Origin of the sequence: Massilia sp. LXY-6, assembly GCF_051233485.1 — a bacterium.
Taxonomy (GTDB): Bacteria; Pseudomonadota; Gammaproteobacteria; order Burkholderiales; family Burkholderiaceae_D; genus Telluria.
Genome location: NZ_JBKFGF010000066.1, coordinates 23,989 through 49,030, shown reverse-complemented (window position 1 = coordinate 49,030; position 25,042 = coordinate 23,989). Strand labels below are relative to the sequence as shown.

The window sequence follows — 25,042 nt, the reverse complement described above, 5'->3', positions numbered from 1 at the left end:
GATCAACCGTCGGCATGCCGCCCGTTCTGCTACCAACCCGCTGCAAAAGCCAAAATCTCTTGTCGCAGTCGTTGACAAGGTCAATACATATCAGCGTACTGTCTTCGCCGATGCGCCGGGTGGCCGTATCCCTTGCCCTGAGGGCTTTGTTAGCCGCTCTTGAAATGCAGTAGGAAGAGCATGCCGGCGACGTCCGCGCCATGCTCCTTGCGCAGCACCGCGTCGCGCTCCTTCACCACCGTGAAACCGGCTTGCGCGGCGCAGGCGCGCACGTACGCGGGCGCGTGGGCGAAGCGGTTCGAGGCCGTGATCGCATAGCCGGCCTCATTCTCCAGCGCCTCTACCGAGAACGCGAACCGGCCGCCCGGGTGCAGGGCCTGCGCCACCCGTGCGAACAGCGGCGCCAGTTCGCCGAAGTAGACCAGCACGTCGGCCGCCAGCACCAGGTCCCATTCGCGCTGCCGGCTTTCCAGCCAGGCCAGGATGTCGGCGCAGGCCAGCTCGTCGTACAGTCCCGACTCGCGAGCCTTGTCCAGCATCTTTTCGGAGAGGTCGACGCCGGCCAGGCGCCGCGCCAGCGGCCGCAGCAGGGGCGCGCATAGGCCGGTGCCGCAGCCGAGGTCGAGGGCCGACCCCACCTGCGCGCCGGGCCCGCCGTGCAGCAGCGCCACCAGCAGCTCGGGCGTGCGGTAGCCGAGTACGCCGACCAGGTGGCGGTCGAAATGGCCGGCGTACTGGTCGAACAGCTCCTTCACGTAGCCGGCCGGGGCGGATTTCGGCGCCTCGCCTTCGCCCAGCGCGGCCAGCGCGAAGCCGATGCCGGCCGGGTCCGCACCGAGTTCGCGCGCGCGGCGGTAGGCTTGAACAGCTTCCTCGCGCCGGCCCAGCGCGCGCAGCACGTTGGCGCGGTAGTGCTCGGCCAGCGCATAGCCGGGACGCAGGAGCAGGGCGTGGTCGTAGCTGTCCAGTGCCCTGGCCAGGTCGCCGGATTTCTTCAGCGCGGCGCCGCGTGCGCACCAGATCTCGGCCCGGTGGCCGGGCGCCGCGCCCGCCAGCGCGCAATCGTAGGCCGCCACGGATTCCGCAAAACGCTCCAGCGCCTGCAGCGCATTGCCGAGCGCCTGCTGGGCGTCCGCATATCCGGGACGGCCGGCGAGGGCCTGTTCTGCGCTGGCCGCTGCATCCGCATGGCGTCCGAGGTCGTTCAGGACGATGGCGCGGAGGCACCAGGCTTCCGGATAATTCGATTGCTGCGCCAGCGCGCGCTCGTAGCTGTCCAATGCCTCGGGCAGGCGCTGGAGGCGGCGCAGCGTGTTGCCGCGGTTGTTCCAGGCCAGCGCATAGCGCGGATCGAGGCGCAGTGCTGTTTCGTAGCTCTGGAGCGCCGCGTCGGCCTGGCCGAGGTCCTGCAGGGCGGCGCCGAGATTGCAGTGGGCGCGTGCCTGGTGGGCGTCGACCTGCAGGGCAGCGCGGATCAGGTCGACCGCGCGCGCCGCATCGCCGCGCTGGCGCGCGATCACGCCGCTCAGGTGCAGGGCGTCGAATTGCCGCGGATCGGCCGCCAGCACCTGTTCGTATAGTGCCTGCGCCTGCTCCAGCAGCCCCTGCTGGTGCAGGGCGACGGCGCGGCCGAGCAGGGCGCTGGGGGCGGAACCGGACACCGGCTCAGCTCCAGCTGAGGTCGGCCTTGGCGAGCGGCAGCTCGCGCACGCGCTTGCCGGTGGCGGCGAAGATCGCGTTGCAGACGGCCGGCGCCAGTGGCGGGAACACCGGTTCGCCCAGGCCCGTGACCGGGCAATCGGTCTTCAGGAAGTGGGCTTCGATTTTGGTGGGCGTGTCCGGCATGCGCAGCAGCGGGTAATCGTGGAAGTTGCTCTGCACGATGCGGCCCTTCTCGATGTCCAGCGCCGGATACATCAGGGTGGACAGGCCATCGATCACCGAGCCCTGCACCTGGTTCTCGGCGCCGGACAGGTTGACGATCTGGGCGCCGATGTCGGCCACCACCACCACGCGGTCGACCTTCAGCTGGCCTTCCTTCGACACCGTGACCTCGGCCACTTCCGCCACATAGCCGCGGTGGCTGAAGTGGAAGGCCACGCCCGCTCCTTGCCCGCGCGCGAACTTGCGCTTGCCCCAGTCGGCCTTCTCGGCCACCGCCTTCAGTACATTGCGCATGCGCGCCACGTTGTAGGGCACGCCGCGCTCGCCGGTGCCGGCCACCATGTCCCGGTCGCCCAGGATATCGAGGCGGAATTCGACCGGATCGCGGCCGGCGGCATGGGCCAGCTCGTCGATGAAGCTGTGGAACACCCAGGCAAACACGTTGGAACCCGGCGCGCGCCACGGACCCATCGGAATGCGGCACTCCAACGGGGTCTGTTCGAGCAGGCAGTTGGCGGCCCAGCGGCCGGGGAACTCGTCGCCCGACAGGCTGCCGCCGCTGCCCGGCCGCAGCACGCCGGGGTTGCTATTGCCACTGGTGCCGTCGCTTTCCTTGATCTCGACGCGGTTGGCGAAGGTGACGAAATGGTTGTGCCAGGCCACCAGCTTGCCACCGGCGTCGACGCCGCCGCGCAGGAAGTGGAAGCCGCCGGCGCGGAAATGGTCGTGCTGCAGGTCGTCCTCGCGCATCCAGGTCAGCTTGACCGGTGCCTTGAGCTTCTGGGCGATAGCGACCGCGTCGACGATGAAGTCGGACGACAGGCGCCGCCCGAAGCCGCCGCCGCTGCGCGTGATGTGCAGCGTGACCTTCTCTTTCGGGATGTTGAAGGTGCTGGCCACCAGCGCCTGGCCGGAGCCGGGATTCTGGGTCGGCGCCCACAGTTCCACGCTGCCGTCCTTCGGATCGACCGTGGCGGTGCAGTTTTGCGGCTCCATGCTCGCGTGCGAGATGAAGGGGTAGGTGTAGGCCGCCTCCACCGTGCGGGCGGCGCCGGCCAGCGCGGTCTCGACGTCGCCGTCGCGGCGCATCGTGGCCGCGCCCGGCTGTTTGCCGGCCGCCTGGGCCTGGGCCAGGAAGCCCGCCCAGCTGTGGTGTGCGCCTTCGCCTTCGTCCCATTGCACCTGCAGCTTCTTGCGCGCGCGGATCGCGTTCCAGGTACTGTTGGCGACGATCGCCACGCCGGGGCGCAGGCCGTTCAGGTTCTCCGTGCCTTCGACGATGAAGGCATCCTTCACGCCCGGCATCGCCTTGATGGCGTCGAGGTTGGCCGAGACCGGGCGGCCGCCCAGTACCGGGCACTTGACGTAAACGGCGTACAGCATGCCGGGCAGTCGGACGTCGATGCCGAACAGCGGCTTGCCGGCCACGAGCTTGTCGTTGTCGACCCCGCCCACGCGGGTGCCGAGCAGGCGGTAGGTGGCCGGATCCTTCAGCTGGACGCCCTTGGCATCGGGTACCGGCAGCGCGGCCGCGGTTTTCACCAGTTCGCCGTAGCCGAGGCGGCGGCCGCTCCCGTCGTGCAGCACTGCGCCGCGTTCGGCGCGGCATTCGCCGGCCTGCACGCCCCAGGTCTGCGCTGCGGCCTGGACCAGCATCGTGCGCGCGGTCGCGCCCAGGCGGTGGAAGTTCTCGTAGTTGGTCGGGGTCGAGGTCGAGCCGCCGGCGCCCTGCGGACCGTAGGCCGGGTTCAGGTCGCCCTGGACCACACGCACATCGGACCAGTCGACTTCGAGCTCTTCCGCGATCACCATCGGCAGCGAGGTCTTGATGCCCTGGCCGATTTCCGGCTGCTTGGACACCAGGGTCACGATGCCGTCCTGGGCGATGCGGATGAAGACGTTTGGCGAAAACTCGGTGGCGGCTGCGTTGGCGGCGGCGCCGGCATGGGCGACGGCCGCGATGGCACCGCCGCCGTACAGGCCGAGGGCCAGCAGCGAACCGCCGGCTGCGGATTGGCGCAGGAAGTTGCGGCGCGAGGCGGAAGCGGGAGTATCACGGCGAGGGCTGTCGTGGCGGACGCTCATTTCTTGCCCTTTCCGTTCGAGGCGATCTCGGCCGCACGGTGGATGCCGGCGCGGATGCGGACATAGGTCGCGCAGCGGCACAGGTTGCCGGCCATGGCCTCGTCGATCTGGGCGTCGCTCGGGCGCGGGTGCTGCTTGAGCAGGGCGCAGGCGCTCATGATCTGTCCGGACTGGCAATAACCGCATTGCGGCACGTCGAGCTCCTGCCAGGCCTGCTGCAGCGGGTGCGCGGCCTTGGCGTCGAGTCCCTCGATGGTCGTGATCTTGCGTTTGCCTAGGCTCCCCACCGGCAACTGGCAGGCGCGCGCCGGTTGGCCGTCGACGTGTACGGTACAGGCACCGCAGGCACCGACGCCGCAGCCGTACTTGGTGCCGACCAGGCCCAGAGTGTCGCGCAGGGCCCACAGCAGGGGCGTGTCGGCCTCGACGTCGACGGCTTGCGCCTTGCCGTTGACGTTCAACGTGTATTTGCTCATGAGTTGTTTAGTTATTGCCAGAACAGAACAACACAATCGTAAACCAAAGCGGGGCGTTAAGACCAAGGTTTTATGAGTTGCCGGGTCTGCTAGACGGCTTTCTACGCGAAATGGTGACATTGCCGCTTGAAGCCGTGGATGAGTTTAATCTGCGTTTCCCTGGAAGATCTTTCTCTTCTGGCAGCGGACTATTCCTTCGATAAATAGGAATTCCCCCTTTTTTCGCGTCCTTGATAAGCCAATTTGACTTCAATTTGCAAAAGGAAAAGTTCCCGTTGGCTCTTCTTCATGAGCTCTATCGCCTGACTCCTATCAACAACGCCCGGTCGGTTTATCACGATAGTGAACATGGCGGGAGACTGGCGTTTGTTCTTTAGCGCTCGAGACGAATCAACTGGAAAGGAGTAATGCCATGAAACATTCTTCAATTGAAATCGGGACCCAGCTGGAGGCCGCGGCGCCCCAGCTCAGGACAATGGAGACCATGTTGCAAGACATGGAGGAGAGCGTGGCGCCGAACGCGCGTGCAGTCGCACAAGGAAAGTCGAAGCCTTTCCTGCCGACGACGCCTGCCGATGAGTATCAGGAGCTCAAATCCCAACTCCGGGCGCAGGGCCAGGTAGCTGACAAACCCGTCGAAGCAGAAGCCGAAGCAGAAGCCGAAGCCGGGGTCGAAGCCCTCCCCCGGGCACCGATTGTCCTCGTCGGCCCGAATTTCGCGGGCGCGACAGACGTCGATGGCCTGATGCCACCGGACACGCACGGCGCCGTAGGCCTCGACCATTTTGTCGAAGTCACCAATTCGCACATCGACATTTTCGTCCGCGCTAATCCGAGCCAGCGCACCAGCATTTCGCTCGCGGCATTTTTTGGCTATACGACGCGCGTGTTGTTCGATCCGCGTGCCGTGTATGACAGCGTGTGGAACCGCTGGATTGTAACGGCCGACGCCTTCCAGGAGTCGAGCACACGCCAGCTGTTTTTCGTCGCGATTTCCACGTCGTCCAATCCGCTCGGCTCGTATTACATCTACGCATTGAACGTCACCTTCAACGCCGGCGATTTCTGGGATTACCCGCAGCTCGGCATGGACCAGGACTCGATCATCATCACGGCCAACGTGTTCACGTCGTCCGGTGGATTCCGGGGCGCGGACATGTTCGCCGTGGCGAAAGCCCGCCTGTACAACGGCCTCGGTTTCTCCGTTCCTGTCTTCACGGGCCTGCGTGCCACGCTCGCGCCGCCGATCGTGCTGGACCAGAACGCGCGAACTTGCCTCATCGCGGCGTCGGGTGGGAGCGTGTTGAGCCTGTACACGTTGACGAATTCGAGCAGGCCAAACGCCATCCAGCTGACGGGGCCGGTGAATGTGCCCGTGCCTGCCTACTCCGCTCCGCCGGACGCGCCGCAGCCGGGTACTACCGCCATGCTGGACACGCTCGACGGGCGCTTCGTGAACGCCAGCACGCAGACGGGCGATTTTTTGTGGCAGGTTCATACCGTCAACCTGGTGGGCTATGCCGCGCCCAAGTTCTACCAGATTAATACGGTTACCAATTCGCTTGTGCGAAGCGCGTTCTTCTTCGGGACCTCGACCTCGTTCGATTTCAATGCCTCGATCGCGGCCAACAGCGCCAACGACATCTACGTGACCTGGACGATGACCGATCCGCCGCGCGGCACCAATGCCCAGGTGCGGTTCTCGGGGTTCGACCACAACAATGGCACCGCGTACTCGCTGAGCCCGGGTATAGCGGCCTACACGAGCCCGACGTTCTTCACGGGAGGCCGCTGGGGCGACTATTCGGCGGTGACGCTGGACCCGCGCAACGGCCGACGCGCCTGGCTGGTCAATGAGGACATCCTGTCCAATCACGACTGGGGCAGCCGCATTGTCGGTATCGGCTTTGCGTCTTGAGTCTCAGCGGATTCCGCTGTCGTAGACGATGCGTACCGGCGTGAACTGGTCCTGGGTCACGGTGACCGTTTGCGCCGGTGCGTGCGGATAGATGGCCTCGGACGCCGGGTGCAGGACATAGGTGCCGGGTTCGAGAATGATCCGGAACCGCCCGGCGCTGTCACTGCGGACCGAGGCCACGACGCGCCCCGTTGCAGTCTCGACGGTGATGATGGCCTCATACGGACGTTGATTGATCGTGCCCGGCTGTTCGACCGGCGTCACCGGCCGCAGGATCACCTTGCCGTCGATACCGCTTGCCATGTCGTGGACAGGAACCATTATGGATCCAGTATAGCGACGAACCGCGCTTGCCTCGCGCCCGCAGGCAGATCAGAACCCGCCAGGATAGGTTTCCGGCGGCTCTTCCGAATGCCAGCCGCCGCCCGGATCGAGGGGCGTCACGGCCGTGGTGCGGTCGATGTGGATGACGGCATCGAACTGGACCGCCATCTGGGCCTGGAAATAATGGCTCTGGCGCTCGCTGCGCGGTAAATAGATGACGCCGATCGCCCGTTCCAGCCGGCGCTGCATCAGGGCTTCGCGGGCGGGATTGTCCCCACGGAGGGGCAACAGGAAGCGCTCGATGCCGGTATTGTGCAGCAATTCCTCGTAGCTGCCGGGCATGCCGGGGCGCACCCGCTTGTGCTCGGCCGGGCCGTCCCATTCGGAGGCCGCCGTGACGAATCCCTGGTAGGTCGAGAAGCCGATCAGGCGGGTCTGGCCGTCATAGGCCTTGCGCGCCAGTTCGCCCACGTTCCACTCACCCAACTGGCCGACTTCGGTGGCGCGGGCGTCGCCAATATGGGAGTTATGTTCCCACACCACGATCTTGGCCGGTTCGCCATCCTTCGACAGGTGCTGGGCCAGCGCTTCCAGCGTTTCGGCCATGTGGCTGTCGCGCAGGTTCCAGGACGAGACACGGCCGCGGAACATGGTGCGGTAATATTCCTCGGCATTCTTGACCAGGCGCGCGTTCTGCTGGGCGTGGAAGAACGCGTCCGCACTGCCGTCCTTCTGCGAGTACTCGTAGGCGCGCTGCTGCATCTGGTTCAGCTGCTCGATCACGCCTTCCTCGCAGGAGGCCGACAGGTCGAGGCTGGCCGAGTAGCCGTAATGCTGGCTATCCTCGTAATAGTGGTCGAAGCAGGCATAGCGCTCGCGCGCCACCCGGGCCGCCTGCGGATCGACCTTGTCGAGGTAGGCCAGCACTTCGCGCAGCGAGGTGAACAGGCTGTACAGGTCGAGGCCGTAGAAGCCGACCTGCCTGCCGCCGGCCTGCCCTTGTTCCACTTGTTGATTGTGCGCGCGCAGCCAGTCGACGAAACCGGCCACGTCGGTGTTCCGCCACATCCAGTTCGGGAAACGCTCGAAACCGGACAGGGCGGCGACGGCGTCCCGGTCCTCGCCCTGGCCGCGCACGTAACGGTTGACCCGGTAGGCGTCCGGCCAGTCGGCCTCGACGGCGACGGCATGGAAGCCTTTTTCCTCGATCAGGCGCTGGGTGATGCGCGCGCGCTCCTCGTAGAACTCGTGGGTGCCGTGGGTGGCTTCGCCCAGCAGCACGAAGCGCGCGTCGCCGACCAGGTCGAGCAGGGCGTCATAGTCGCGCGCGCCGCCGCCCAGGGGAACGGCGGCGGCGCGGATGGCGGCAACGGGGTCGAGGCTCGCCATGATGGCTCAGTGCAGCAGTCGGCTGACCCAGCTGGACTGGGCGGCTTCGCGCGGCATCGATCCGCGTTCGATGAGGGACTTCATGCGTCCCAGGTCCTCGTCCATCTGCGACTTCGGATCCGAGCCGAGCAGCAGTGCGAAGGCATGGCCGATGGCGCCAGCCGGCGGCGTGTAGGACATGCGTACCGTGACCAGGGTGCCGCCGCGGTGGCGTTCGAACTGGATCGAGCCGCTGTTCGGGATCTCGGCGCCCGGTTCGCTGCGCCATGCCAGGCGGTTCGGCCGGCTTTGTTCGGTCAGCACGGAGTTCCATTCGAAGCGCGAACCGCCCGGACCCTTCACGATCCAGTGCGAGCGGCGGCGGCCCAGGTCGCGCACTTCGGCCACATGCGACATGAAGCGCGGGAAGTTCTCGTAATTGGCGAACTGCTCGTAGACCTCGTTGGGCGGGGCGTCGATGTGGACCGTCTTTTCGAAGTCGATGGGCTGGTCCATGCCCATGCCCAGGTGCAGGCCCTTGCCCAGGCCGAGGCCGGCGGCGCCACGGCCTGCCAGGCTGCGCAGCGGCTGGTTGGCGGCGCCGCGCGCCAGCAGGGCGGCGCCCGCGAGGCCCAGCACCGCGCCCATCGGCGAGCGGCGCATCAGGCCCATCAGGGCCAGCAGGCCGCCGCCGACCAGGGCGGTATTGCGCATCGTCGGGTTCCAGGCGCCTTCGCTGTCGCCGGCGACTTCCTGCGCCACGCGCTTGCCGAGGCGGCCGGCGCTCTTGCGGGTATCGTCGTAGAAATCGGAGACCGTATCGGCGGCGCGGCTGACTGCGCCACGGGCGCCGGCATAGCCGTCGCTGTCCTGCGCCTGGCCCATGCCGCTCTTGGCCTTCGAGATCGCCTCGTCGGCCAGGTCGCCAGCGGTGCTGGATGCGCGGCCCATGACGTCTTTCGCCTTCGAGACAGTGCCGTCGAGCATGTCGCCGGCGGCGCGGCCCACGCGCGACAGCGTCGAGCCGATCCCATCGGACTTGACGGCGTCGAGGGCGCCCTCGGTCGCCGCGCCGATCCGTTCGCCGGCGCCGCGCCAGACATTGCCGAGGGCGCCGGTGGTACGGGAGCCGGCGTAGCGCACGGCGGCGGCCGACTGGGCGCGGCGTGCGCTGCCGCGGTCGGGGTCGAGCATGTACATCAATAGGGCGCCGGCGGCGGCGCCGCCCAGCCATTTGGCAAGTTCAAGCCCGGTGTCCGTCGTCGTCGTGCTTTGCGTCGGCAGTCGTTGCATGATTCGAGTCCTCCTTTGGTTGTTGTCGGGCGGCCGTCCGCGCGTGCCATGCGGTGGCCAGCAGATCCTGCACTTCTTCGTCGCTGGTCTGGTCGAAGGCGTCGTACCACTGGCCCACGGAGCGGAACAGCGGCGGCGCCGACAGGCAGACCAGGGTATCGACCTCGCCCTCGAGCGCGGCCAGCGTTTGCGGCGGCGCCACCGGCACCGCCAGTACCAGCGCCGACGGCCCCAGGCCGCGCGCCACCCGGATCGCCGCCAGCATGGTCGAGCCGGTGGCGACGCCGTCGTCGACCAGGATCGCGGTGCGTCCGGCCAGCGCCAGCGGTGCGCGCGCGCCACGGTAGGCGCGCTCGCGCCGCTCCAGTTCCGCCAGCTCGCGTGCCGTCACCGCCTCGACCTGCGCGGCGCTCACGCCCAGCAGGCCGGGCACGCCCGGCTGCAGCACGCGCACGCCGCCGCTGCCGACCGCACCCATCGCATATTCCTCGTGGCCGGGCATGCCCAGCTTGCGTACGAGGAGGATATCGAGTTCGATGCCGAGCCGCTGTGCGATGGCGAACCCAACCGGCACGCCGCCGCGCGGCAGCGCCAGCACGACCGCGTCGGCACGCCCGGCGAACTCCCGCAACTCGTGGGCCAGCAGCTTGCCGGCCTGGTTGCGGTCCTTGAAACGGCGGAACTCGGTCATGCTGTGCTGCTCCCGCTGCGCTATTACTGCCTGCCCCGTGCCTACTGGATGGTCAGCCGCTTTGCCGCGCCACCCTGTTTCTTGGGCAGCGTGAGCATCAGGATGCCATTTTCGAGGCGGGCCTGGGCGCCGGCGTCGTCGACCTCGGACGACAGGGTGAAGCTGCGCTGGTACCTACGCGTCGAGCGTTCAGAATACACCACCTGTTCGCCCTCACGCTGTTCGTTTGCCTGCTGGCATTCTCCTTCGATGGTGACGCGCTGGCCGTCGATCGAGACCTTGACGTCTTCCTTCTTGACGCCCGGCAGTTCGGCCTGGACTTCGAACGCTTTTTCGTTCTCGCTGACGTTCAGGCGCGGCATGGCCAGACCGTCCTCTAGCCAGTGCCCGCCCTGGGCCATGGGCGCGAAGAAGTCCTGGAACATGTTCTCGACCATGCGGCCGAACTGGTCTTCGATGGGACCGCCGCGCAGGGTGGACAGCGGGGCGTTGCCTCTTCTGATCAGGTTCATGATGACCTCCCTATGGAATGACTACGCATTATTTATAGGGCTGTCGAAAATCGATTTCAAGGGGTGCGGAAGCACTTTTGATGCCCGCCAGTCGGCGGGCGTTTTGAGGGAATTCCCGGCGTCAGCCGAGGGTCCGACGGTGGAAGCGCAAATGGTCTTCGACGAAGGTCGAGATGAAGTAATAGCCGTGGTCGTAGCCGGGGTGGCGGCGCAGTTCAAGCGGCTGGCCGGCGGCGCGGCAGGCTTCTTCGAAGTCCTCCGGATACAGCTGCTCGGCGAGGAATTTGTCGGCCAGGCCCTGGTCGACCAGGATCCCCTGCGGGAAAACGGCGCGCCCGGCATCCTTCACCAGCTCGGTCGCGTCATGGCCGCGCCAGGCTGCCTGATCGGGGCCGAGGTAGCCGCCGAAGGCTTTCTTGCCCCACGGGCAGCGCGTCGGCGCGGCGATCGGCGCGAAGGCCGAGACCGAGCGGAACAGGTCCGGGTTGCGCAGCGCCAGCGTCAGCGCGCCATGCCCGCCCATCGAGTGGCCGAAGATGCCGACCCGCTGCGGATCGGCCGGCAGCGTGGCCAGCGCCAGCGTGCGCAGCTCCAGGATGTAGCTGTACATGCGGTAGTGGCGGGACCAGGCTTCCTCGGTGGCGTCGACGTAGAAGCCGGCCCCCAGGCCGAAGTCCCAGCTGTCGCCCTCGCCGGGAACGCCGGCGCCGCGCGGGCTGGTGTCGGGCGCGACCAGGATCAGGCCCAGTTCGGCGGCGACACGCTGGGCGCCGGCCTTGGTCATGAAGGTCTCTTCGGTGCAGGTCAGGCCGGCCAGGTAGAACAGCACCGGCAACTGCTTGCCGCCGGCGTCCGGCGGCAGGTAGACGGAAAAGCGCATCGGCAGGCCGATCGCGCTGGATGCGTGGCGGTAGAAGCGCTGCACGCCGCCGAAGCAGGCGTGTTCGCCGAGGAGTTCGAGTGCGGAAGAATCGGTCATGATGGTATCAGGCGCTGGTGAGCAATGACGCAAGTATGCCTGCGGCACGGCGGGCCTGCACGCTCATCTGTATGTTTACACCAGCCCGAGCGCGCCGAGCAGGGCGCCGGCGGCCAGCACCCACAGCAGGTGCAGGCGGGTACGCCAGATCACCAGGCCGGCCCCGACCGCGAGCAGCACCAGCCGCCAGTCGGCCGCGCCCACCGAGCTGCCGAGGATCCAGGCGGTCGACAGCAGCAGGGCGATCACCACCGGCGCCATGCCCTGCTTGAAGGCGCGCACGGCGCGCAGCTCGCGGTTGCGGTGGCCCCAGCGCGCCGCCGTGTAGGTAATGATGGTCGAGGGCGTCATGATGCCGACCATCGTCACCAGCACCCCGAACAGGGCTGCGCCCAGGCTGCCGGCGTTCATGCCGACATGCCAGCCCATCAGGGCCACGAACAGCACGTTGGGGCCGGGCGCGGCCTGGGCCAGGGCGATCGCGGAATTGAACTGCTCCTGGGTCAGCCAGTGGTGCTGCTCGACCAGGAAGCGGTGCATCTCGGACGAAGTCGAGATCGCGCCGCCGATCGACATCATCGACAGCAGCAGGAAATGGCCGAACAGGTTCAGCCAGTCGGACCCGGCCAGCGCCAGGTGCAGGGTATCGGGTGCCGCGCTCATGCCTTCAGCCTGTGCCAGGTAAGGACGCAGCCGAGGCCGCCCAAGCCCGCCAGGACATAGATCAGTGGACATTTCAACAGCGCCACCAGCACGAAGCCGAGCGCCGCGATGGCGACGCACCAGGACATCGGCAGCGGGCTGCGCTTGAGGGTCACCGCCAGCTTCAGGCCGGCGGCGCCGATCAGGCCGGCCGAGACGGCGGCCATCCCGCGCAACGCGCCGGCCACCTGCGGGCTGTCGGCGAAGCGGTCGTGCAGCACCGCCAGCCCCAGCACCAGCACCAGCGGCACGGCCAGCAGTCCGGCCAGCGCGGCCATGGCGCCGGGCAGGCCGAACCAGCGGCCGCCGATCATCAGCGACAGGTTGACGACGTTCGGGCCAGGCATGATCTGGGCCACGGCCCAGTCTTCGATGAATTCTTCCTGGGTCAGCCAGCGCTTGCGGTCGACGAGTTCGCGCTGGACGACGGCGAGCACGCCGCCGAAACCCTGCAGGGCCAGCAGCGTGAAAGAGATGAAGAGATCGGACAGGGACTGCGGACGGGCAGGAGAGTCAAGCTCCCCCGTCAAGGGCTTGGGCGCGATGGTCATGCACGGAATTATCGCGCCCGCGCCCCCGTCCTGTCCATGTGGACGGCGTTCAGCCGCCGCCGATGCCGCGCATCACGCGGCCCGTGCCTTCGCATTCCGGGCAGGTCTTGCCGTCGGGCAGCTTGCCGCTGCCGCCGCAGGTCTCGCACAGGTCCTCGCCCGCGCCCGGGGTGCCCGGTTCCGCTTCGTCGCCCGGTTTCATATCGGGATCGGGAGTCATGCTCATGGCTTCCTCGCTGGTGGTGGATGACGGGACCATTCTAGGCCTGGCGGCGCGGAGACGGCGCACGCGGTCGCGCGGCGCGCTGGCGTCATCAGCACGTCACGTGCGGATGAGACATTTCTTCTTGACTTAGGCGCTGCCTGGCCGATACTGCATCTGCGGCAAGCGGCCGCGATCGACCAGACAGGAGATCCGATGGATCAAGTTTCTACCGGCCAGCGGCGCGACGACCAGCGCCGTCACATCGTCGACCTCGGCGTCGCCCTGCAGCAGCTCTACGGCACCATCTCGGCGGTCGAGTTCCTGCGCTCGCGGGATATCGCCGCCGCCGTCATCGCACGGGTGCTCGGAGAGCCGGAGCGCCGCCGTGCGCCCGCGGCCTGAGCGGGTGTCGTGGGCGCTCCGCTTATACACAAAAAATTTCCTCGACGCATCTTGCAAAAATATTTGAATCGTGCGCCACTTGACTTCGTAAGCCCTTGATTTTGCGTACTTCACAAGCTGCACGCGGAACGGGCAACTTGTTGGAAGCCGCATTCTTTCTTGCTTCCCGCATGTCAAGGGGGTGCTTTTCCACAAGGTTATTCACAGATTTTGTGGATATCTGTATGACAAGGAGGTGACGATCCCGCTTGCGTAACTCTACTGGATAAATGTACAGTTCCGACATCTCCAGATCCCGCCGCATTATGCCCGATACCGCCGACCCCAGCGTTTCCGAACCCGCGCTGCATGACCCCTACGCGTCCCTCAATCCCGAACAGCGCGCGGCCATCGAGCACGATGTCGGCGCCGCGCATCCGGCCGGTCCCGCGCGACCGCTGCTGGTCGTCGCCGGTGCCGGTTCGGGCAAGACCAACACGCTGGCGCACCGCGTCGCCCGGCTGATCCAGTCCGGCGCCGATCCGCAGCGGATCATGCTGCTGACGTTCTCGCGGCGCGCCGCCAACGAGATGGTGCAGCGCGCCGGCGGCGTCCTGCAGCGCATCCTCAAGACTTCCAGCCAGGCCGGCGCCGGGCTGCCCTGGGCCGGCACCTTCCACAGCATCGGTGCGCGCCTGCTGCGCGAGTACGCGGGACGGATCGGCCTCGAAGCCTCGTTCACCATCCACGACCGCGGCGATTCGGAAGACCTGATGGGCATGGTGCGCCAGGAGATTGGGCTGACGCCAGGCGGCCAGCTCGGCGGCCAGAAACGGTTTCCGCTCAAGGGCACCTGCCTGGCGATCTATTCGCGCGTGGTCAACAGCCGCGACGGCATCAAGGAGGTGCTGCAGTCGACCTTCCCCTGGTGCAGCGAATGGGAAGCGGAACTCAAGCGCCTGTTCGGCGCCTACGTCGACGCCAAGCAGGAGCAGAACGTGCTCGACTACGACGACCTGCTGCTGTTCTGGGCCGAGATGGCAGCCGATCCCGAACTCGGGCCGGAGCTGGGCGCGCTGTTCGACCACGTGCTGGTCGACGAGTACCAGGACACGAACCGCCTGCAGGCCGCCATCATCCTGGGCATGAAGCCGGACGGGAAGGGCGTGATGGTAGTGGGCGATGATGCGCAGTCGATCTATTCCTTCCGCGGCGCCACGGTGCGCAACATCCTCGACTTTCCGCAGGCCTTCTCGCAGCCGGCCAGGGTCATCACACTGGACCGCAACTACCGCTCGACCGAGCCGATCCTGGACGCCTCGAACGCCGTGATCGCCGCCGCGCTGGAGCGCCACGCCAAGACGCTGTGGACAGATAAGGCATCGACCGCGAAGCCGCAACTGGTCCTGATTCCGGACGAGGCCGAGCAGGCGCGCTGGGTCTGCAACCAGGTGCTGGCCCAGCGCGAGGCCGGCACGACACTGACCCAGCAGGCGGTGCTGTTCCGCGCCGCCAGCCACAGCGCCGCGCTGGAACTGGAACTGGTGCGCCGCAACATCCCCTTCGTGAAGTTCGGCGGCCTGAAATTCCTGGAAGCGGCCCACATCAAGGACTTGCTGGCGGTGCTGCGCTTCGCCCAGAATCCGAGCGGGCGGCTGGCGGGCTTCCGTGTCGCCCAGCTGATTCCCGGGATCGGCCCGGCCACCGCGGCGCGCCTGCTGGATGCAGTGGCGGAGGCGCCCGAGCCGCTGGCGGCGGTGGAAGCCTTCGAGGCGCCCGCGCGCGCCCAGGGCGACTGGGAAGCGTTCGTGGCGCTGTTCCGGCTACTCCGTACGCCGGGTTTGCGCTGGCCGATGGACGTCGAGCTGGTGCGCAACTGGTACCTGCCGCACCTGGAGCGCCTGTACGACGACGCGCCGGTGCGCGCGGCCGACCTCGACCAGCTGGTGCAGCTGGCCGGCGGCTACGGCTCGCGCGAGAGCTTCCTGACCGAGCTGACGCTGGACCCGCCGGAGGCGACCAGCGACCGTGCCGGTGCGCCGCTGCTCGACGAGGATTACCTGATCCTGTCGACCATCCACTCGGCCAAGGGCCAGGAATGGAAGTCGGTGTACGTGCTGAACGTGGTGGACGGCTGCATCCCGTCCGACATGGCGACCGGCTGCGCCGACGATATCGAGGAAGAGCGCCGCCTGCTGTACGTCGCGATGACCCGCGCCAAGGAGCAGCTGCACCTGGTGGTGCCGAACCGCTTCTTCATCAAGCAACAGGCGCAGATGGGCGACCGTCATGTCTACGCCCAGCGCACCCGCTTCATCAGCCCGGCCATGCTCAAGCATTACGAGGAATGCACCTGGGTGAATGCGGACACGCCGCACAGCCGCAAGCCGATGCCCGATGCGGTGCGCATGCTGGTGCGCGAGCGGGCACGAAATGCGTGGAAATAAGGGTGCAAAGAGGGGGTGTTCGAAAAAGTTATCCCCCGTGTCCTACCCTTGTAGGAATTTGCCCCATAGCCATGTTTTGCGCAAAACCAGTGCTTGGACAAGTCATTGATTCATAAGGGATTAAATTTTGCCTCTTGAACGGGCAATTTGTTGAAACCCGCATCGATACTGCGCTTCCGGCTTGTCAAGAGGGGCTTGTCCACACAGTTATCCACATTTCCTGTGGATATGAAAATAAAAGCTGAGGAATCAAGGATTTAGCACGTGATGTTGAGAAATGCCTTAGCATTTTCGTAAGGCCAATTCTCTTTAGAGGCTATTGTCCCGCACTAATTTGTTGATGATCGAAAATTTCATCCAAGTGCAGAGGATGAAATAATATTTCACTGCGGCAAGGCTTCGCGCAGGCGCCGCAGCGCATCCAGCGCGCCCGCCGCAATACCGACATCGCCTGCCGAGGCTACCTGCGGCTCGCGCGGATTGATGCGGACCAGCGGCGCACCCTGGGCTTCGCACATCCGCCGCACCGAGGGCACGTCGGTGCCGGCCCCGAGCTCGATCACTACCAGGCGCCGCGACCGTGCAAGCCAGGCCTCGAAGCGGCCATACTGGGCTTCGGTACGCCCATCCAGCCAGCGGCCGTCGTTGAACATCAGGACGTTTGGCCGGGCCATCCCGCCGCAGTGCGGGCAGGCCGGCAGCGGCGGGCGCATCAGGCAGTCGTCCGGGTCGATGTCGGGCTGCACCGCATCGGCCGGCCAGATGGCGTCGAGGCAAGGCCGGCTGCACTGCAGGTGATGGAGCGAGCCGTGGCATTCGACCAGCCGATCGTCGTCGAAACCGGCGCGCTGGAACTGGCCGTCGACGTTGCTGGTAAAGACAAAGGCACCGTGTTCGAGCCGCGCGCCCAACTCGCGCAGGATGCTGAAACCTTGGTGCGGGACGGTATGCCGGTACAGCGCCAGCCGGTGCCCATAAAATCCCCAGGCCAGCGCGGGATGACGGGCGAAGCTGCGCGGATTGGCGATCTCGACGAAGCGGATGCCGAGCCTGGCCAGCGGCGGGTAGGCGCGCCAGAAGCCGTGGTCGCCGCGGAAGTCGGGCAGGCCGGAATCGACGCCGATGCCGGCGCCGGCGCCGATCAGCAGGGCGTCGGCATCGGCCAGCAGGGCGGCCGCGCGGGCGATGGCGGCGTCGATGGGTTCAGTCATGGGAGTCTCCGGCATCGATGCGCTGCTTCAGGTGGTCGAGCTCGATCAGGAAACGCTCGGCCGCGATGGCCGGCGCCCACGGTTCCCAGGGACGGCAGCGGTAGCGCGCCGCCAGCGGATCTTCCTCCAGCACGGCCGCGCGGATGCGCAGCGTAGTGCGCACTTCCTCTTCCTTCCAGCCGACCACGTGCACGGCTTCGCTGGCGGCCGCCAGGCGGTCGGCCTGCTTGTGCCTGGCGTGCTCGCCCGGCGTCCAGGCCGGCAGGCCATAGCGCAGGAATACCATCTGTTCGAGGCGCTCGGTCAAGGCCTTGAAGCCGTCGCCCAGGAAGGGTTTCAGGGGAGAGACGGCGTCGAAGCCGAGCAGCCCTTCCTCGGCGTCGTGCAGCAGTTCGCGCAGTTCGAGGACGGGAGCCAGCGGCACGGGCGAGGCCGTGCGGCGCAGCAGCATCACGCTGATCGAGTGCTGGGCCACCGACAGCGGCAGCGGCCAGGCCGAGTGGCCGCCCCAGCGGTAGGTGCGCGCCAGGCCCAGGGCCAGGTCGGCATCGTCCCAGTCGAAAGGGGTAGGATTGAGCAGGTCGAGGCGCTTGCCGGACGGCATGCGAACCCAGGCGCGATTGGTCATGGACGAATTCTACATTGTCCACCTTGATATGGCCGAACACCGGCCGCCGGGCCGGCACCTACACTGAACTGTTGCGTAGACAAGACCGAAGGCGACGGGGGGACGGATGAACGAACATTCACGAGCTGCGGCTGGCCGACGTATCGATTGTGACGTACTGGTCGTTGGCGGCGGCATCAACGGCGCCGGCATCGCGCGCGACGCCAGCGGGCGCGGCCTGCGGGTGCTGCTGTGCGAAAAGGACGACCTGGCCCAGCACACGTCCTCGGCTTCGAGCAAGCTGATCCACGGTGGGCTGCGCTACCTCGAGCAATGCCACTTCGGACTGGTGCGCAAGGCACTGGCCGAGCGCGAAACGCTGCTGAAGAGCGGCCCGCACATCATGCGCCCGCTGCGCTTCGTGATGCCGCACGCCGCCGGCCGGCCCGGTCATGCCGGGCAGCGCCCGGCCTGGCTGGTCCGCGCCGGCCTGTTCCTCTACGATCACCTGGCGCGGCGCGATTTCCTGCCGCCGTCCGAAGTCCTGTCCCTGCACGGCCACCCGTTCGGCGCGCCGCTGCAGCCGCGCTTTGCGCGCGCCTTCGCCTATTCCGACGCCTGGGTCGACGATGCGCGCCTGGTCGTACTGGCCGCCGTCGACGCCCGCGAGCGCGGCGCCGCCGTGCTCACCCGCACCCGCTGCGTCGCGCTCGCGCGCGAGGCGCAGCGCTGGATCGCCACCCTGCAGGGGCCGGACGGCGAGCTGCGGGTGAATGCGCGCTGCGTGGTGACTGCCGCCGGCCCGTGAGCGGCCGGCTTTCTCGGCATGGCGGCGGGCGGGTCCGCCGCCGCGCGCCCGCTGCGCCTGGTAAAGGGCAGCCACATCGTGGTGCCGCGCCTGTTCGAGCACGACAGCGCCTATCTGCTGCAGCAGCCGGACGGCCGGGTGGTGTTCGCGATTCCCTACGAAGCTGCGTTCACCCTGGTCGGCACCACCGACCTCGACTTCCAGGGCGAGCTCGACCGCGTCGCCATCTGCGCGGAAGAGACCGATTACCTGTGCGGGGCGGTGAACCGGGTCTTCACCCGCCAGCTCGGGCCGGACGACGTGGTGTGGAGTTATTCGGGCGTGCGGCCGCTGATCGGGGCGGAGGGCGGGAGCGCCTCCAGCGCGAGCCGCGACTACCGGCTGGAGACGAATCTCGACGGCGCGCCCCTGCTGTCCGTGTTCGGCGGCAAGGTCACGACCTTCCGCCGGCTGGCCGAGCAGGCGGTGGACTGGATCGCGCCCGCGCTGGGGCGGCGGGTGCCCGGCTGGACCGACCAGGCCTGCCTGCCGGGCGGCGACCTGTTCGGGCGCCAGCCCAGCAAGCGTTCGGTGCTGGAATTCGAGGCCTGGACCCGCACCCGCCAGCAGCAATATGCCTGGCTGCCGCCCGAGCTGGTGACCCGCTATGCGCGCGCCTACGGCACCCGGCTGGGCGCCATGCTGGGCCATTGCCGCGGCCGCGCCGACCTCGGCGAGGAGATCGTGCCGGGCCTGTTCGAGGTGGAGGCGGACTACCTGGTGCGCCAGGAATGGGCGCAGGCGGCCGACGACATCCTGTGGCGCCGCACCAAGCTGGGACTGCACCTGCCAGCGCAACTGCGGCCCGGCGGCACACGGCGGCTGGAGGGCTGGCTGGCGGCGCGGCGCGGCGTCCCGACGCCGGCCGCGCCGTCGCGTGTGCTCGACTAGACTAGACTAGATTAGCCGCCGTTCTGCTTCAGCCAGGCATCGATCTCCGGCAAGCGCGCGGCGTTCGTCCTGATGTGGTCCTGGATCGCGGCGATCGCGGCATCGACGTCGCCGCGCGAGGTGGGCGCCAGCTTGGCCTGGGCATAGGACTTCAGCTTGTCGATCATGGCCGGGTTCGCGGACGAGTTGCCGAGGCGCGCGAAATAGCGGCTGCGCGAGCTGGCGTCGACACGTTCATTGATCTTGTCGATGTGGGCCAGCGCGAAGTCGACCGCCATGTCCGGGTAGCGCTGGGCCACCGCCGAGATCATCGAGGCGCTATTGGTGACGCCAGGCTCGTCGGTCAGCGCCAGCTGCAGGGCGCGCTCGGCGAGGGCGCGGTCGCGGCTGGTGGCGAGCAGCGCGTACAGGTGGTCGCGCAGCAGCGGATTGGTCTCGGCGCGGGCGCGGGCACGCAGGCCGTCCCAGGTGGCGGCGTCGGCATGCTGGGCGACCACCGACAGCACGGTCTTGCGCAGCGGCCCCGGCACGGCGGACGGGTCCTTGTCCATCGCGGCGTAGCGGCGGCGCGCGTCGGCGATGACGGTGGTGTCGCCGAGTTCGCTCAGGGTGTCGATCAGCTGCTCGCGCAGGTTGGCGATGGCCGGCGCCTCGCCGCTACGCGCCTCCCAGCCGGTCTGTGCCATCAGCGGCGCCAGGCGCGCGATCGCGAAGGCGTCGAGGCGCTGCCGGCGCGCCTGGTCGCCTCCCTGTTCGCTCTCATAGCGCCAGTGCAGGCCGTCGAACAGGCGGGCGATGCGGATCCAGACCTGCGGGTCGGCCCCCACCGGCGTGGCCTTGACCAGCTCCAGCGCGCTCGATGCCGGCTGCAGGCCGGCCATGCCCAGCGCCGCGCTGTCCGACAGCAGGCCGAGCTGGTCGATCGGCGCCAGCGTGGCAAAGGACTGCGCCAGCTGGGCGAATTCCTTCTGCGCGTACAGGGTGCGGTAGTAGCCGCTCTGGCCGGCGTTGACGATCACCGCGCCGCAGCCCGGCATGGAGACCGTGCCCTTGCCGCCGGAGACTAGGGTGGTGGCCTGTTTCGGATTGCCCACGACTTGCGCGATCACGGGCACGCGCCAGGCCAGAGGCTTCTTGTCCGGCCGGTCGCGCGAGAATTCCTCCTGGGTCAGCGGCAGCGTCGTGCTCCCATTGCGGCAGACCGGCTCGCCGACCTTGATGAGCGGCACACCGGGCTGCAGCGTGAAGTCGTGCGCGATCGCCGTGACCGGCTTGCCCGCCGCCTTCTCGATCTGCTTCCACAGGTCGTCGGACACGGTGTTGCCGTAGGCATGGGCCTTCATGTAGCTGCGCACGCCGCTGCGCCAGGCGTTTTCGCCCACGTAGGCTTCCAGCATGCGGATCACCGCCTCGCCCTTCTGGTAGGTGATCTCGTCGAAGGCCTGGTTGGCCTGTTCGACGGTCTCGATGTGCTGTACCACCGGGTGCGTGGTGGCGACCGAGTCGCGCTGCATGGCGCCGTCGCGGCTGGACACCGTGCCCAGGCGGGTATTCCATTCCGGGTGCAGGCGCGCGGTCATGCGGCTTTCCATCCACGAGGCGAAGCCTTCGTTCAGCCACAGGTCGTCCCACCAGGCCATCGTGACCAGGTCGCCGAACCACTGGTGCGCCATCTCGTGGGCCGCGGTGGCGAAGATCTCCTGGCGGTCGTGCTGGGTCGAGTTGGCCGGATCGAACAGCAGCGCGTACTCGAAGGTGAAGATCGCGCCCCAGTTCTCCATCGCGCCGAAGAACTGGCTGCGGCCGGCGCCGGCGATGTTGTCGAGCTTGGGCAGCGGGTAGCGCACGCCGAAGTAGTCGTTGTACTCGCGCAGGATGTCCTTCGACGAGTCCAGCGCGAACTTCGCCTGGTCGATGGCGCCGCGGCGCGTGACCACGCCCAATTCGGTGCCCTCGACCTTCGCGGTGGCGCGCTCGAAGTCGCCCAGCGCGAAGAACAGCAGGTAGGTCGACATCTTCGGCGTCTTCGCGAACGTGACCTTCCGACGGCCGTCCGGCAGGGTCGTGGTGCTCGACGCTGGCATGTTACTGACTGCCATCTGGCCGGCCGGGATCGTGACGTCCAGCGAGAAGCTCGCCTTGTAGGACGGCTCGTCCCAGGACGGGATCATGCGGCGCGCGTCCGAGTTCTCGAACTGGGTGTAGAGGGCGCGCTGCTGCTTGTCCCCAGGCCCCGGATAATCGAGCGAGAACAGGCCCACGGCCTGGGTGCCGATGATGCCGCCGTAGTCGAGCGTCAGCTTGTAGAGCCCGGGGGCGAGCGGGCGCTCGAAGGCGAAGGTGGCGGTCTGGGCCGCCGCATCGACGCCGACCTTCGCGGTCTGCGCGGCGCCGCCGGCGGCCGGGGCCAGGGTCGCACTGTTGAAACTCAGGTCGGCCGCGTTCAGGGTGATGCTGTCGCTTGCTTTGGTGACGTTGAGGGTGATGGTGGCCCTGGCCGTGAAGCGCCCGCCGGCGGCGTCCGGCGTCAGCGAGATATCGTAATGGCTGGGGATCACGCCGCGCGGCAGCTGGGTGGTCGCCTCCCTGGCCTGCGCGGCGATGGACGAGGACCTCGGCGCGGCCGCCGCGTGGTGGAGGGGAAGGGCGGCGAAGGCCAGGGCCACGGCGGCCGAAATCAGGCTGCGATGCATGTTGTACCTATGATGGACTGGAATAGTCCACGAATCTACGGCTAACATCGCTTGGCTGTCAAACGGACAATTGTATAGAAAAGTACATGCCGCGATGCGTTATCATCGTGGACACAACCACAACCTGGAGGAGACCGATGAAACTGTACACCAGCCACCGCACCCCGAATCCGCGCCGCGTGCTCATGTTCATTGCCGAGAAGGGGATCACCGGGATCGAGCTGGTTCCGGTCGACCTGTTCAAGGGTGAACACAGGAGCGAAAGCTTCGCCGGCATGAATCCGATGTCGCAGATCCCGGTGCTGGAACTGGACGACGGCCGGCAGCTGGCCGAGACGCGCGCCATCTGTAGCTACCTGGAAGGGGTGTACCCGCAACCCAACCTGATGGGCGAAGGCTTCGAGGAACGCGCCTTCATCGAGATGGCGGACCGGCGCTGCGAGTTGCAGCTGTTCCTGAAGATCGCCAACTGCATCCGCCACACGCACCCGGGCCTGGCGCCGCTGGAGCAGCCGCAGTTCGCCGACTTCGGCGCGGCCCAGGGCCGGAAGATGCGCGATACGGCGCGCTGGCTGGACGGCGTGCTGGCGCAGCAGGAGTTCGTGGCGGGCGGACGCTTCACGATCGCCGACATCACCGCCTTCTGCGCGCTGGAGTTCGCGCGTGGGCTGATGAAGTTCCGGCCGGGCGAGGAGGGCTTCGGCCACCTGCAGGCGTGGCGCGACCGGATTGCGGAGCGGCCGAGCGCGGAGCAGTCCTAGCCACTTTGCGTGGGCGGCCGAGCAAGGCGCCCACAACAGCGCTTAAAGTTACCGGCAGGGTGCGCACTCGTGCACACCCTGGGTATTTCTGTTCAAGCGTTCGCAGGCCAGGCGATTCCGTGGGGGCACGCAGCCTGCGAACATGCGTCGTACTTATTTCCGCTTTCTATCGCTTCCGGGAAGACACTGGTCATTGAGCGCCATACGCTTCTGACCGAGCGTTAACGCCGAGTCCATCAAAGCGACCTTCCCGGCGAACGGCTCACTTTTCCAACGTACGGAACATGTGTTCAGGTCGAAGAGCGTGACTGTCCTCATGCTGCCGGAATAAGTCGTGACATACAGGAGCTGGGCGGGCGTGAGCGCCATCGGTTGTTCAATGATGCCGATGTCGAAGCTACATGTTCCGGCTTTCAGGGGCCCTTGCCATGCTGTTGGCGCTGATGGTTCATCGGCGTCGCCAAGGTTTATTGTAGCCGTACCGGCGATGAGCTTACTCTCGTGAGGGGCCAGCGGCTTCAAGGTGCAGCGAGCTGCCGCAGGGGAGTTTGGCGCGAGTGCTGCCGTCATCACAAAACAAAACAAGCTAGGCAAAGAGGTTTTCATAGCTTGGCCGCGTAGAAGTGTACTTTGGGCAAATCGGTTTTATTCCAGCTCCAGTTGATCGTGCTGCGCTTTTTCCCGACTGCGCCAAAACGGCCCCAGTAGCCGATCGGATCTCCCGCATTCGCTGTCTTCACTACGATGACGACATGGCCGTGCCCTTGTGCCTTCAGGCCGCCGATGACAAGATACCCCGTCCTTGCGTGACCGATTGCAGCTCTTTTATCAGCGCCCAGCTTAAGCCAGCGCGATGATCCTTCCAGCGAATCGATCATTGAGTTGGCCTGCCCGCTTAAAATGATTCCCAGACGGCGCGCGACTGCTTTGGCAAACCCGCTGCAATCACTTTTCCATTTGTCCCACTCAGCCTCGCACGCAGCAATGACGGGATCCGCTTCGCTTTCCATCTGTACCTCCAATTAGGCTCTGTGAATAGAGCATCTTTGGAAGATATAAGCAGATGCCTCGTCGGCTTCTGACTGCTCGCAAGCTCCTTGTTGAGTTTGGCAATCACTGCGTTGCAAAAGGGGAGCGCGTCACCCCCGGTAGAGCCCACCCTAAGCGCAAGAAGCGTTTACCTGATTCGCTTGTACCACGGTTCCGGAAGATAGGCTGGTAGTTCTTGCCAGAAAATCAGCCGCCGGAAGTTCGCGATCGATGCCTGGCAAGCCGACCCGCGCCGGGCTGCTTCGGTGCCGCAGCATGGGCCCCCGCCTCCGCGAGGGGGGCGACGTTCATATGGCAGGGGCGACGATTTCTAGCCCACCCGCTTGTACCAGGGCCGATCCCCTTCGATTGCCTGGTAGGTCCCCGCATACGCATCCGCCACCGACAGCTGGCGGTCCAGGCACAGCACCCCGAAGCGCGCCAGGCTGTCGTGGAACAGGCGCAGCACGCGCTGGCGCAGCACCGGGCCGAAGTCGCCCAGCGCATGGCAGCACACGATTGCCTGGAACTCGTTGAAGGAGGCGTCCGTCACCAGGCTGTATTGCGACCAGGTGATGCGGCGGCGCAGGTCGACGCGCAGGCGCGCGCATTTCCCCTCGGCGCCGTCCTCGATCTCGAAGAAGGCTGCCAGGTCGCCGCGCCCGCCGCTGTCCAGATGGCGCTGGCGCGCTTCCTCCAGCTCGGCCAGCGGCAGGCAGGCATCCTGCATCTGCGCCACCAGCTCCTCGTTGGCGAGGGTGGCGTGGATGTCGAGCTTGCCCAGCACGCCTTCCTCGGCCAGCACGATCGCCAGGGTCCAGGCTTCGCCGACGCCCCCGCACTCGGCCAGCCAGACCCGCGGCACCGCCCAGCCGCGCAGCGAAGGCGCCAGCACGGCGCGCAGCCTGGCCGCGTGGCCGACGCAGTCGAACAGCGGGGCCGGGGGCGGCGACAGCGAGCGCAGCACGGTCGAGGCGGCGCCGCTGTCGTGCAGGGCCCGCTCCTGCAGGCCGGACAGGGTCGATGTGCCGAGTTCGCGCATCGCCCGGGACAGTTTGGCGCGCAGGGCCGTGCGGTCGTAGGCGCGGAAGTCGTAGCCGAAGCGCTGGAAGATCGCTTCCAGCAGCAGCTCCGTTTCCAGCTCCTCGACCGCGAGCCCGGCCGCCAGGCCGGTCCACGCGTTCATG

General features: G+C 67.1%; 22 protein-coding genes and 1 pseudogene. 5 read left to right on the top strand and 18 right to left on the bottom strand.

Annotated elements, in window-relative coordinates; all coding sequences use genetic code 11:
* Positions 1-149: 149 nt before the first annotated feature.
* The 3 genes from ACI48D_RS23895 to ACI48D_RS23885 are packed head-to-tail and all read right to left on the bottom strand — an operon-like array spanning position 150 to position 4,445.
* Complete coding sequence (locus tag ACI48D_RS23895) at positions 150-1,661, bottom strand: tetratricopeptide repeat protein (RefSeq protein WP_435573735.1); 1,512 nt, start codon at positions 1,659-1,661, stop codon at positions 150-152.
* A gap of 4 nt (positions 1,662-1,665) precedes the next feature.
* Positions 1,666-3,969 carry a molybdopterin cofactor-binding domain-containing protein gene (locus tag ACI48D_RS23890; protein WP_435573734.1) on the bottom strand — a complete coding sequence of 768 codons (2,304 nt, stop codon included), beginning with the start codon at positions 3,967-3,969 and terminating at the stop codon, positions 1,666-1,668.
* The gene (locus ACI48D_RS23885; RefSeq protein ID WP_435573733.1) at positions 3,966-4,445 is read right to left on the bottom strand and encodes a (2Fe-2S)-binding protein; all 480 of its coding nucleotides are present in this window, start codon (positions 4,443-4,445) and stop codon (positions 3,966-3,968) included. Before ACI48D_RS23885 ends, ACI48D_RS23890 begins: the two co-directional genes overlap by 4 nt.
* Before the next feature lie 412 nt (positions 4,446-4,857).
* Between ACI48D_RS23885 and ACI48D_RS23880 the strand changes: the two genes are divergently transcribed.
* Complete coding sequence (locus ACI48D_RS23880) at positions 4,858-6,363, top strand: hypothetical protein (protein WP_435573732.1); 1,506 nt, start codon at positions 4,858-4,860, stop codon at positions 6,361-6,363.
* A gap of 3 nt (positions 6,364-6,366) precedes the next feature.
* Here the strand turns inward: ACI48D_RS23880 and ACI48D_RS23875 are convergent, their stop codons facing one another.
* From ACI48D_RS23875 to ACI48D_RS23835, 9 genes are all read right to left on the bottom strand, one after another.
* The gene (locus ACI48D_RS23875; RefSeq protein WP_435573731.1) at positions 6,367-6,684 is read right to left on the bottom strand and encodes a hypothetical protein; all 318 of its coding nucleotides are present in this window, start codon (positions 6,682-6,684) and stop codon (positions 6,367-6,369) included.
* Between the two features lie 51 nt (positions 6,685-6,735).
* Positions 6,736-8,076 (bottom strand): erythromycin esterase family protein, encoded by a 1,341-nt coding sequence (locus ACI48D_RS23870; RefSeq protein WP_435573730.1) that lies wholly within the window; start codon positions 8,074-8,076, stop codon positions 6,736-6,738.
* Positions 8,077-8,082: 6 nt separating this feature from the next.
* On the bottom strand, positions 8,083-9,348 hold the full coding sequence (locus ACI48D_RS23865; protein ID WP_435573729.1) for an SRPBCC family protein: 1,266 nt from the start codon (positions 9,346-9,348) through the stop codon (positions 8,083-8,085).
* Positions 9,299-10,039, bottom strand: coding sequence for a phosphoribosyltransferase (locus ACI48D_RS23860; protein ID WP_435573728.1), 741 nt, complete (start codon positions 10,037-10,039; stop codon positions 9,299-9,301). The genes ACI48D_RS23865 and ACI48D_RS23860 overlap by 50 nt, the downstream gene beginning before the upstream one ends.
* A gap of 41 nt (positions 10,040-10,080) precedes the next feature.
* The gene (locus ACI48D_RS23855) at positions 10,081-10,551 is read right to left on the bottom strand and encodes an Hsp20/alpha crystallin family protein (RefSeq protein WP_435573727.1); all 471 of its coding nucleotides are present in this window, start codon (positions 10,549-10,551) and stop codon (positions 10,081-10,083) included.
* A gap of 121 nt (positions 10,552-10,672) precedes the next feature.
* Complete coding sequence (fghA, locus tag ACI48D_RS23850) at positions 10,673-11,530, bottom strand: S-formylglutathione hydrolase (RefSeq protein WP_435573726.1); 858 nt, start codon at positions 11,528-11,530, stop codon at positions 10,673-10,675.
* A gap of 75 nt (positions 11,531-11,605) precedes the next feature.
* Positions 11,606-12,193 carry a chromate transporter gene (locus ACI48D_RS23845; RefSeq protein WP_435573725.1) on the bottom strand — a complete coding sequence of 196 codons (588 nt, stop codon included), beginning with the start codon at positions 12,191-12,193 and terminating at the stop codon, positions 11,606-11,608.
* Positions 12,190-12,783, bottom strand: a complete 594-nt coding sequence (locus tag ACI48D_RS23840; protein WP_435573724.1) for a chromate transporter — start codon at positions 12,781-12,783, stop codon at positions 12,190-12,192. The genes ACI48D_RS23845 and ACI48D_RS23840 overlap by 4 nt, the downstream gene beginning before the upstream one ends.
* Before the next feature lie 49 nt (positions 12,784-12,832).
* The gene (locus ACI48D_RS23835) at positions 12,833-13,009 is read right to left on the bottom strand and encodes a hypothetical protein (RefSeq protein ID WP_435573723.1); all 177 of its coding nucleotides are present in this window, start codon (positions 13,007-13,009) and stop codon (positions 12,833-12,835) included.
* A 192-nt stretch (positions 13,010-13,201) separates the two neighbouring features.
* Here ACI48D_RS23835 and ACI48D_RS23830 point away from each other — a divergent pair, with 192 nt between their 5' ends.
* Positions 13,202-13,390: a hypothetical protein gene (locus ACI48D_RS23830; protein ID WP_435573722.1), complete on the top strand. Its 189-nt coding sequence runs from the start codon at positions 13,202-13,204 to the stop codon at positions 13,388-13,390.
* A 305-nt stretch (positions 13,391-13,695) separates the two neighbouring features.
* A complete protein-coding gene (locus tag ACI48D_RS23825) occupies positions 13,696-15,816 on the top strand; it encodes an ATP-dependent helicase (RefSeq protein ID WP_435573721.1) in 2,121 nt (706 codons plus the stop codon).
* Between the two features lie 383 nt (positions 15,817-16,199).
* Here ACI48D_RS23825 and ACI48D_RS23820 read toward each other — a convergent pair whose 3' ends face one another.
* Positions 16,200-17,027 (bottom strand): SIR2 family NAD-dependent protein deacylase, encoded by an 828-nt coding sequence (locus tag ACI48D_RS23820; protein ID WP_435573720.1) that lies wholly within the window; start codon positions 17,025-17,027, stop codon positions 16,200-16,202.
* The gene (locus ACI48D_RS23815) at positions 17,020-17,655 is read right to left on the bottom strand and encodes a phosphohydrolase (RefSeq protein WP_435573719.1); all 636 of its coding nucleotides are present in this window, start codon (positions 17,653-17,655) and stop codon (positions 17,020-17,022) included. The genes ACI48D_RS23820 and ACI48D_RS23815 overlap by 8 nt, the downstream gene beginning before the upstream one ends.
* 106 nt (positions 17,656-17,761) lie before the next feature.
* Here ACI48D_RS23815 and glpD point away from each other — a divergent pair.
* Positions 17,762-19,372, top strand: a pseudogene (gene glpD, locus ACI48D_RS23810) (glycerol-3-phosphate dehydrogenase).
* An 11-nt stretch (positions 19,373-19,383) separates the two neighbouring features.
* On the opposite strand, the gene ACI48D_RS23805 reads toward glpD, so the two are convergent.
* Positions 19,384-22,065 (bottom strand): M1 family metallopeptidase, encoded by a 2,682-nt coding sequence (locus ACI48D_RS23805; RefSeq protein ID WP_435573718.1) that lies wholly within the window; start codon positions 22,063-22,065, stop codon positions 19,384-19,386.
* A 137-nt stretch (positions 22,066-22,202) separates the two neighbouring features.
* Between ACI48D_RS23805 and ACI48D_RS23800 the strand changes: the two genes are divergently transcribed.
* Positions 22,203-22,826: a glutathione S-transferase family protein gene (locus ACI48D_RS23800; protein ID WP_435573717.1), complete on the top strand. Its 624-nt coding sequence runs from the start codon at positions 22,203-22,205 to the stop codon at positions 22,824-22,826.
* A 153-nt stretch (positions 22,827-22,979) separates the two neighbouring features.
* Here the strand turns inward: ACI48D_RS23800 and ACI48D_RS23795 are convergent, their stop codons facing one another.
* From ACI48D_RS23795 to ACI48D_RS23785, 3 genes are all read right to left on the bottom strand, one after another.
* On the bottom strand, positions 22,980-23,432 hold the full coding sequence (locus tag ACI48D_RS23795) for a hypothetical protein (protein WP_435573716.1): 453 nt from the start codon (positions 23,430-23,432) through the stop codon (positions 22,980-22,982).
* Positions 23,429-23,836: a hypothetical protein gene (locus tag ACI48D_RS23790; RefSeq protein WP_435573715.1), complete on the bottom strand. Its 408-nt coding sequence runs from the start codon at positions 23,834-23,836 to the stop codon at positions 23,429-23,431. Before ACI48D_RS23790 ends, ACI48D_RS23795 begins: the two co-directional genes overlap by 4 nt.
* 350 nt (positions 23,837-24,186) lie before the next feature.
* A complete protein-coding gene (locus tag ACI48D_RS23785; protein WP_435573714.1) occupies positions 24,187-25,041 on the bottom strand; it encodes a CheR family methyltransferase in 855 nt (284 codons plus the stop codon).
* Between the last annotated feature and the right edge of the window lies 1 nt (position 25,042).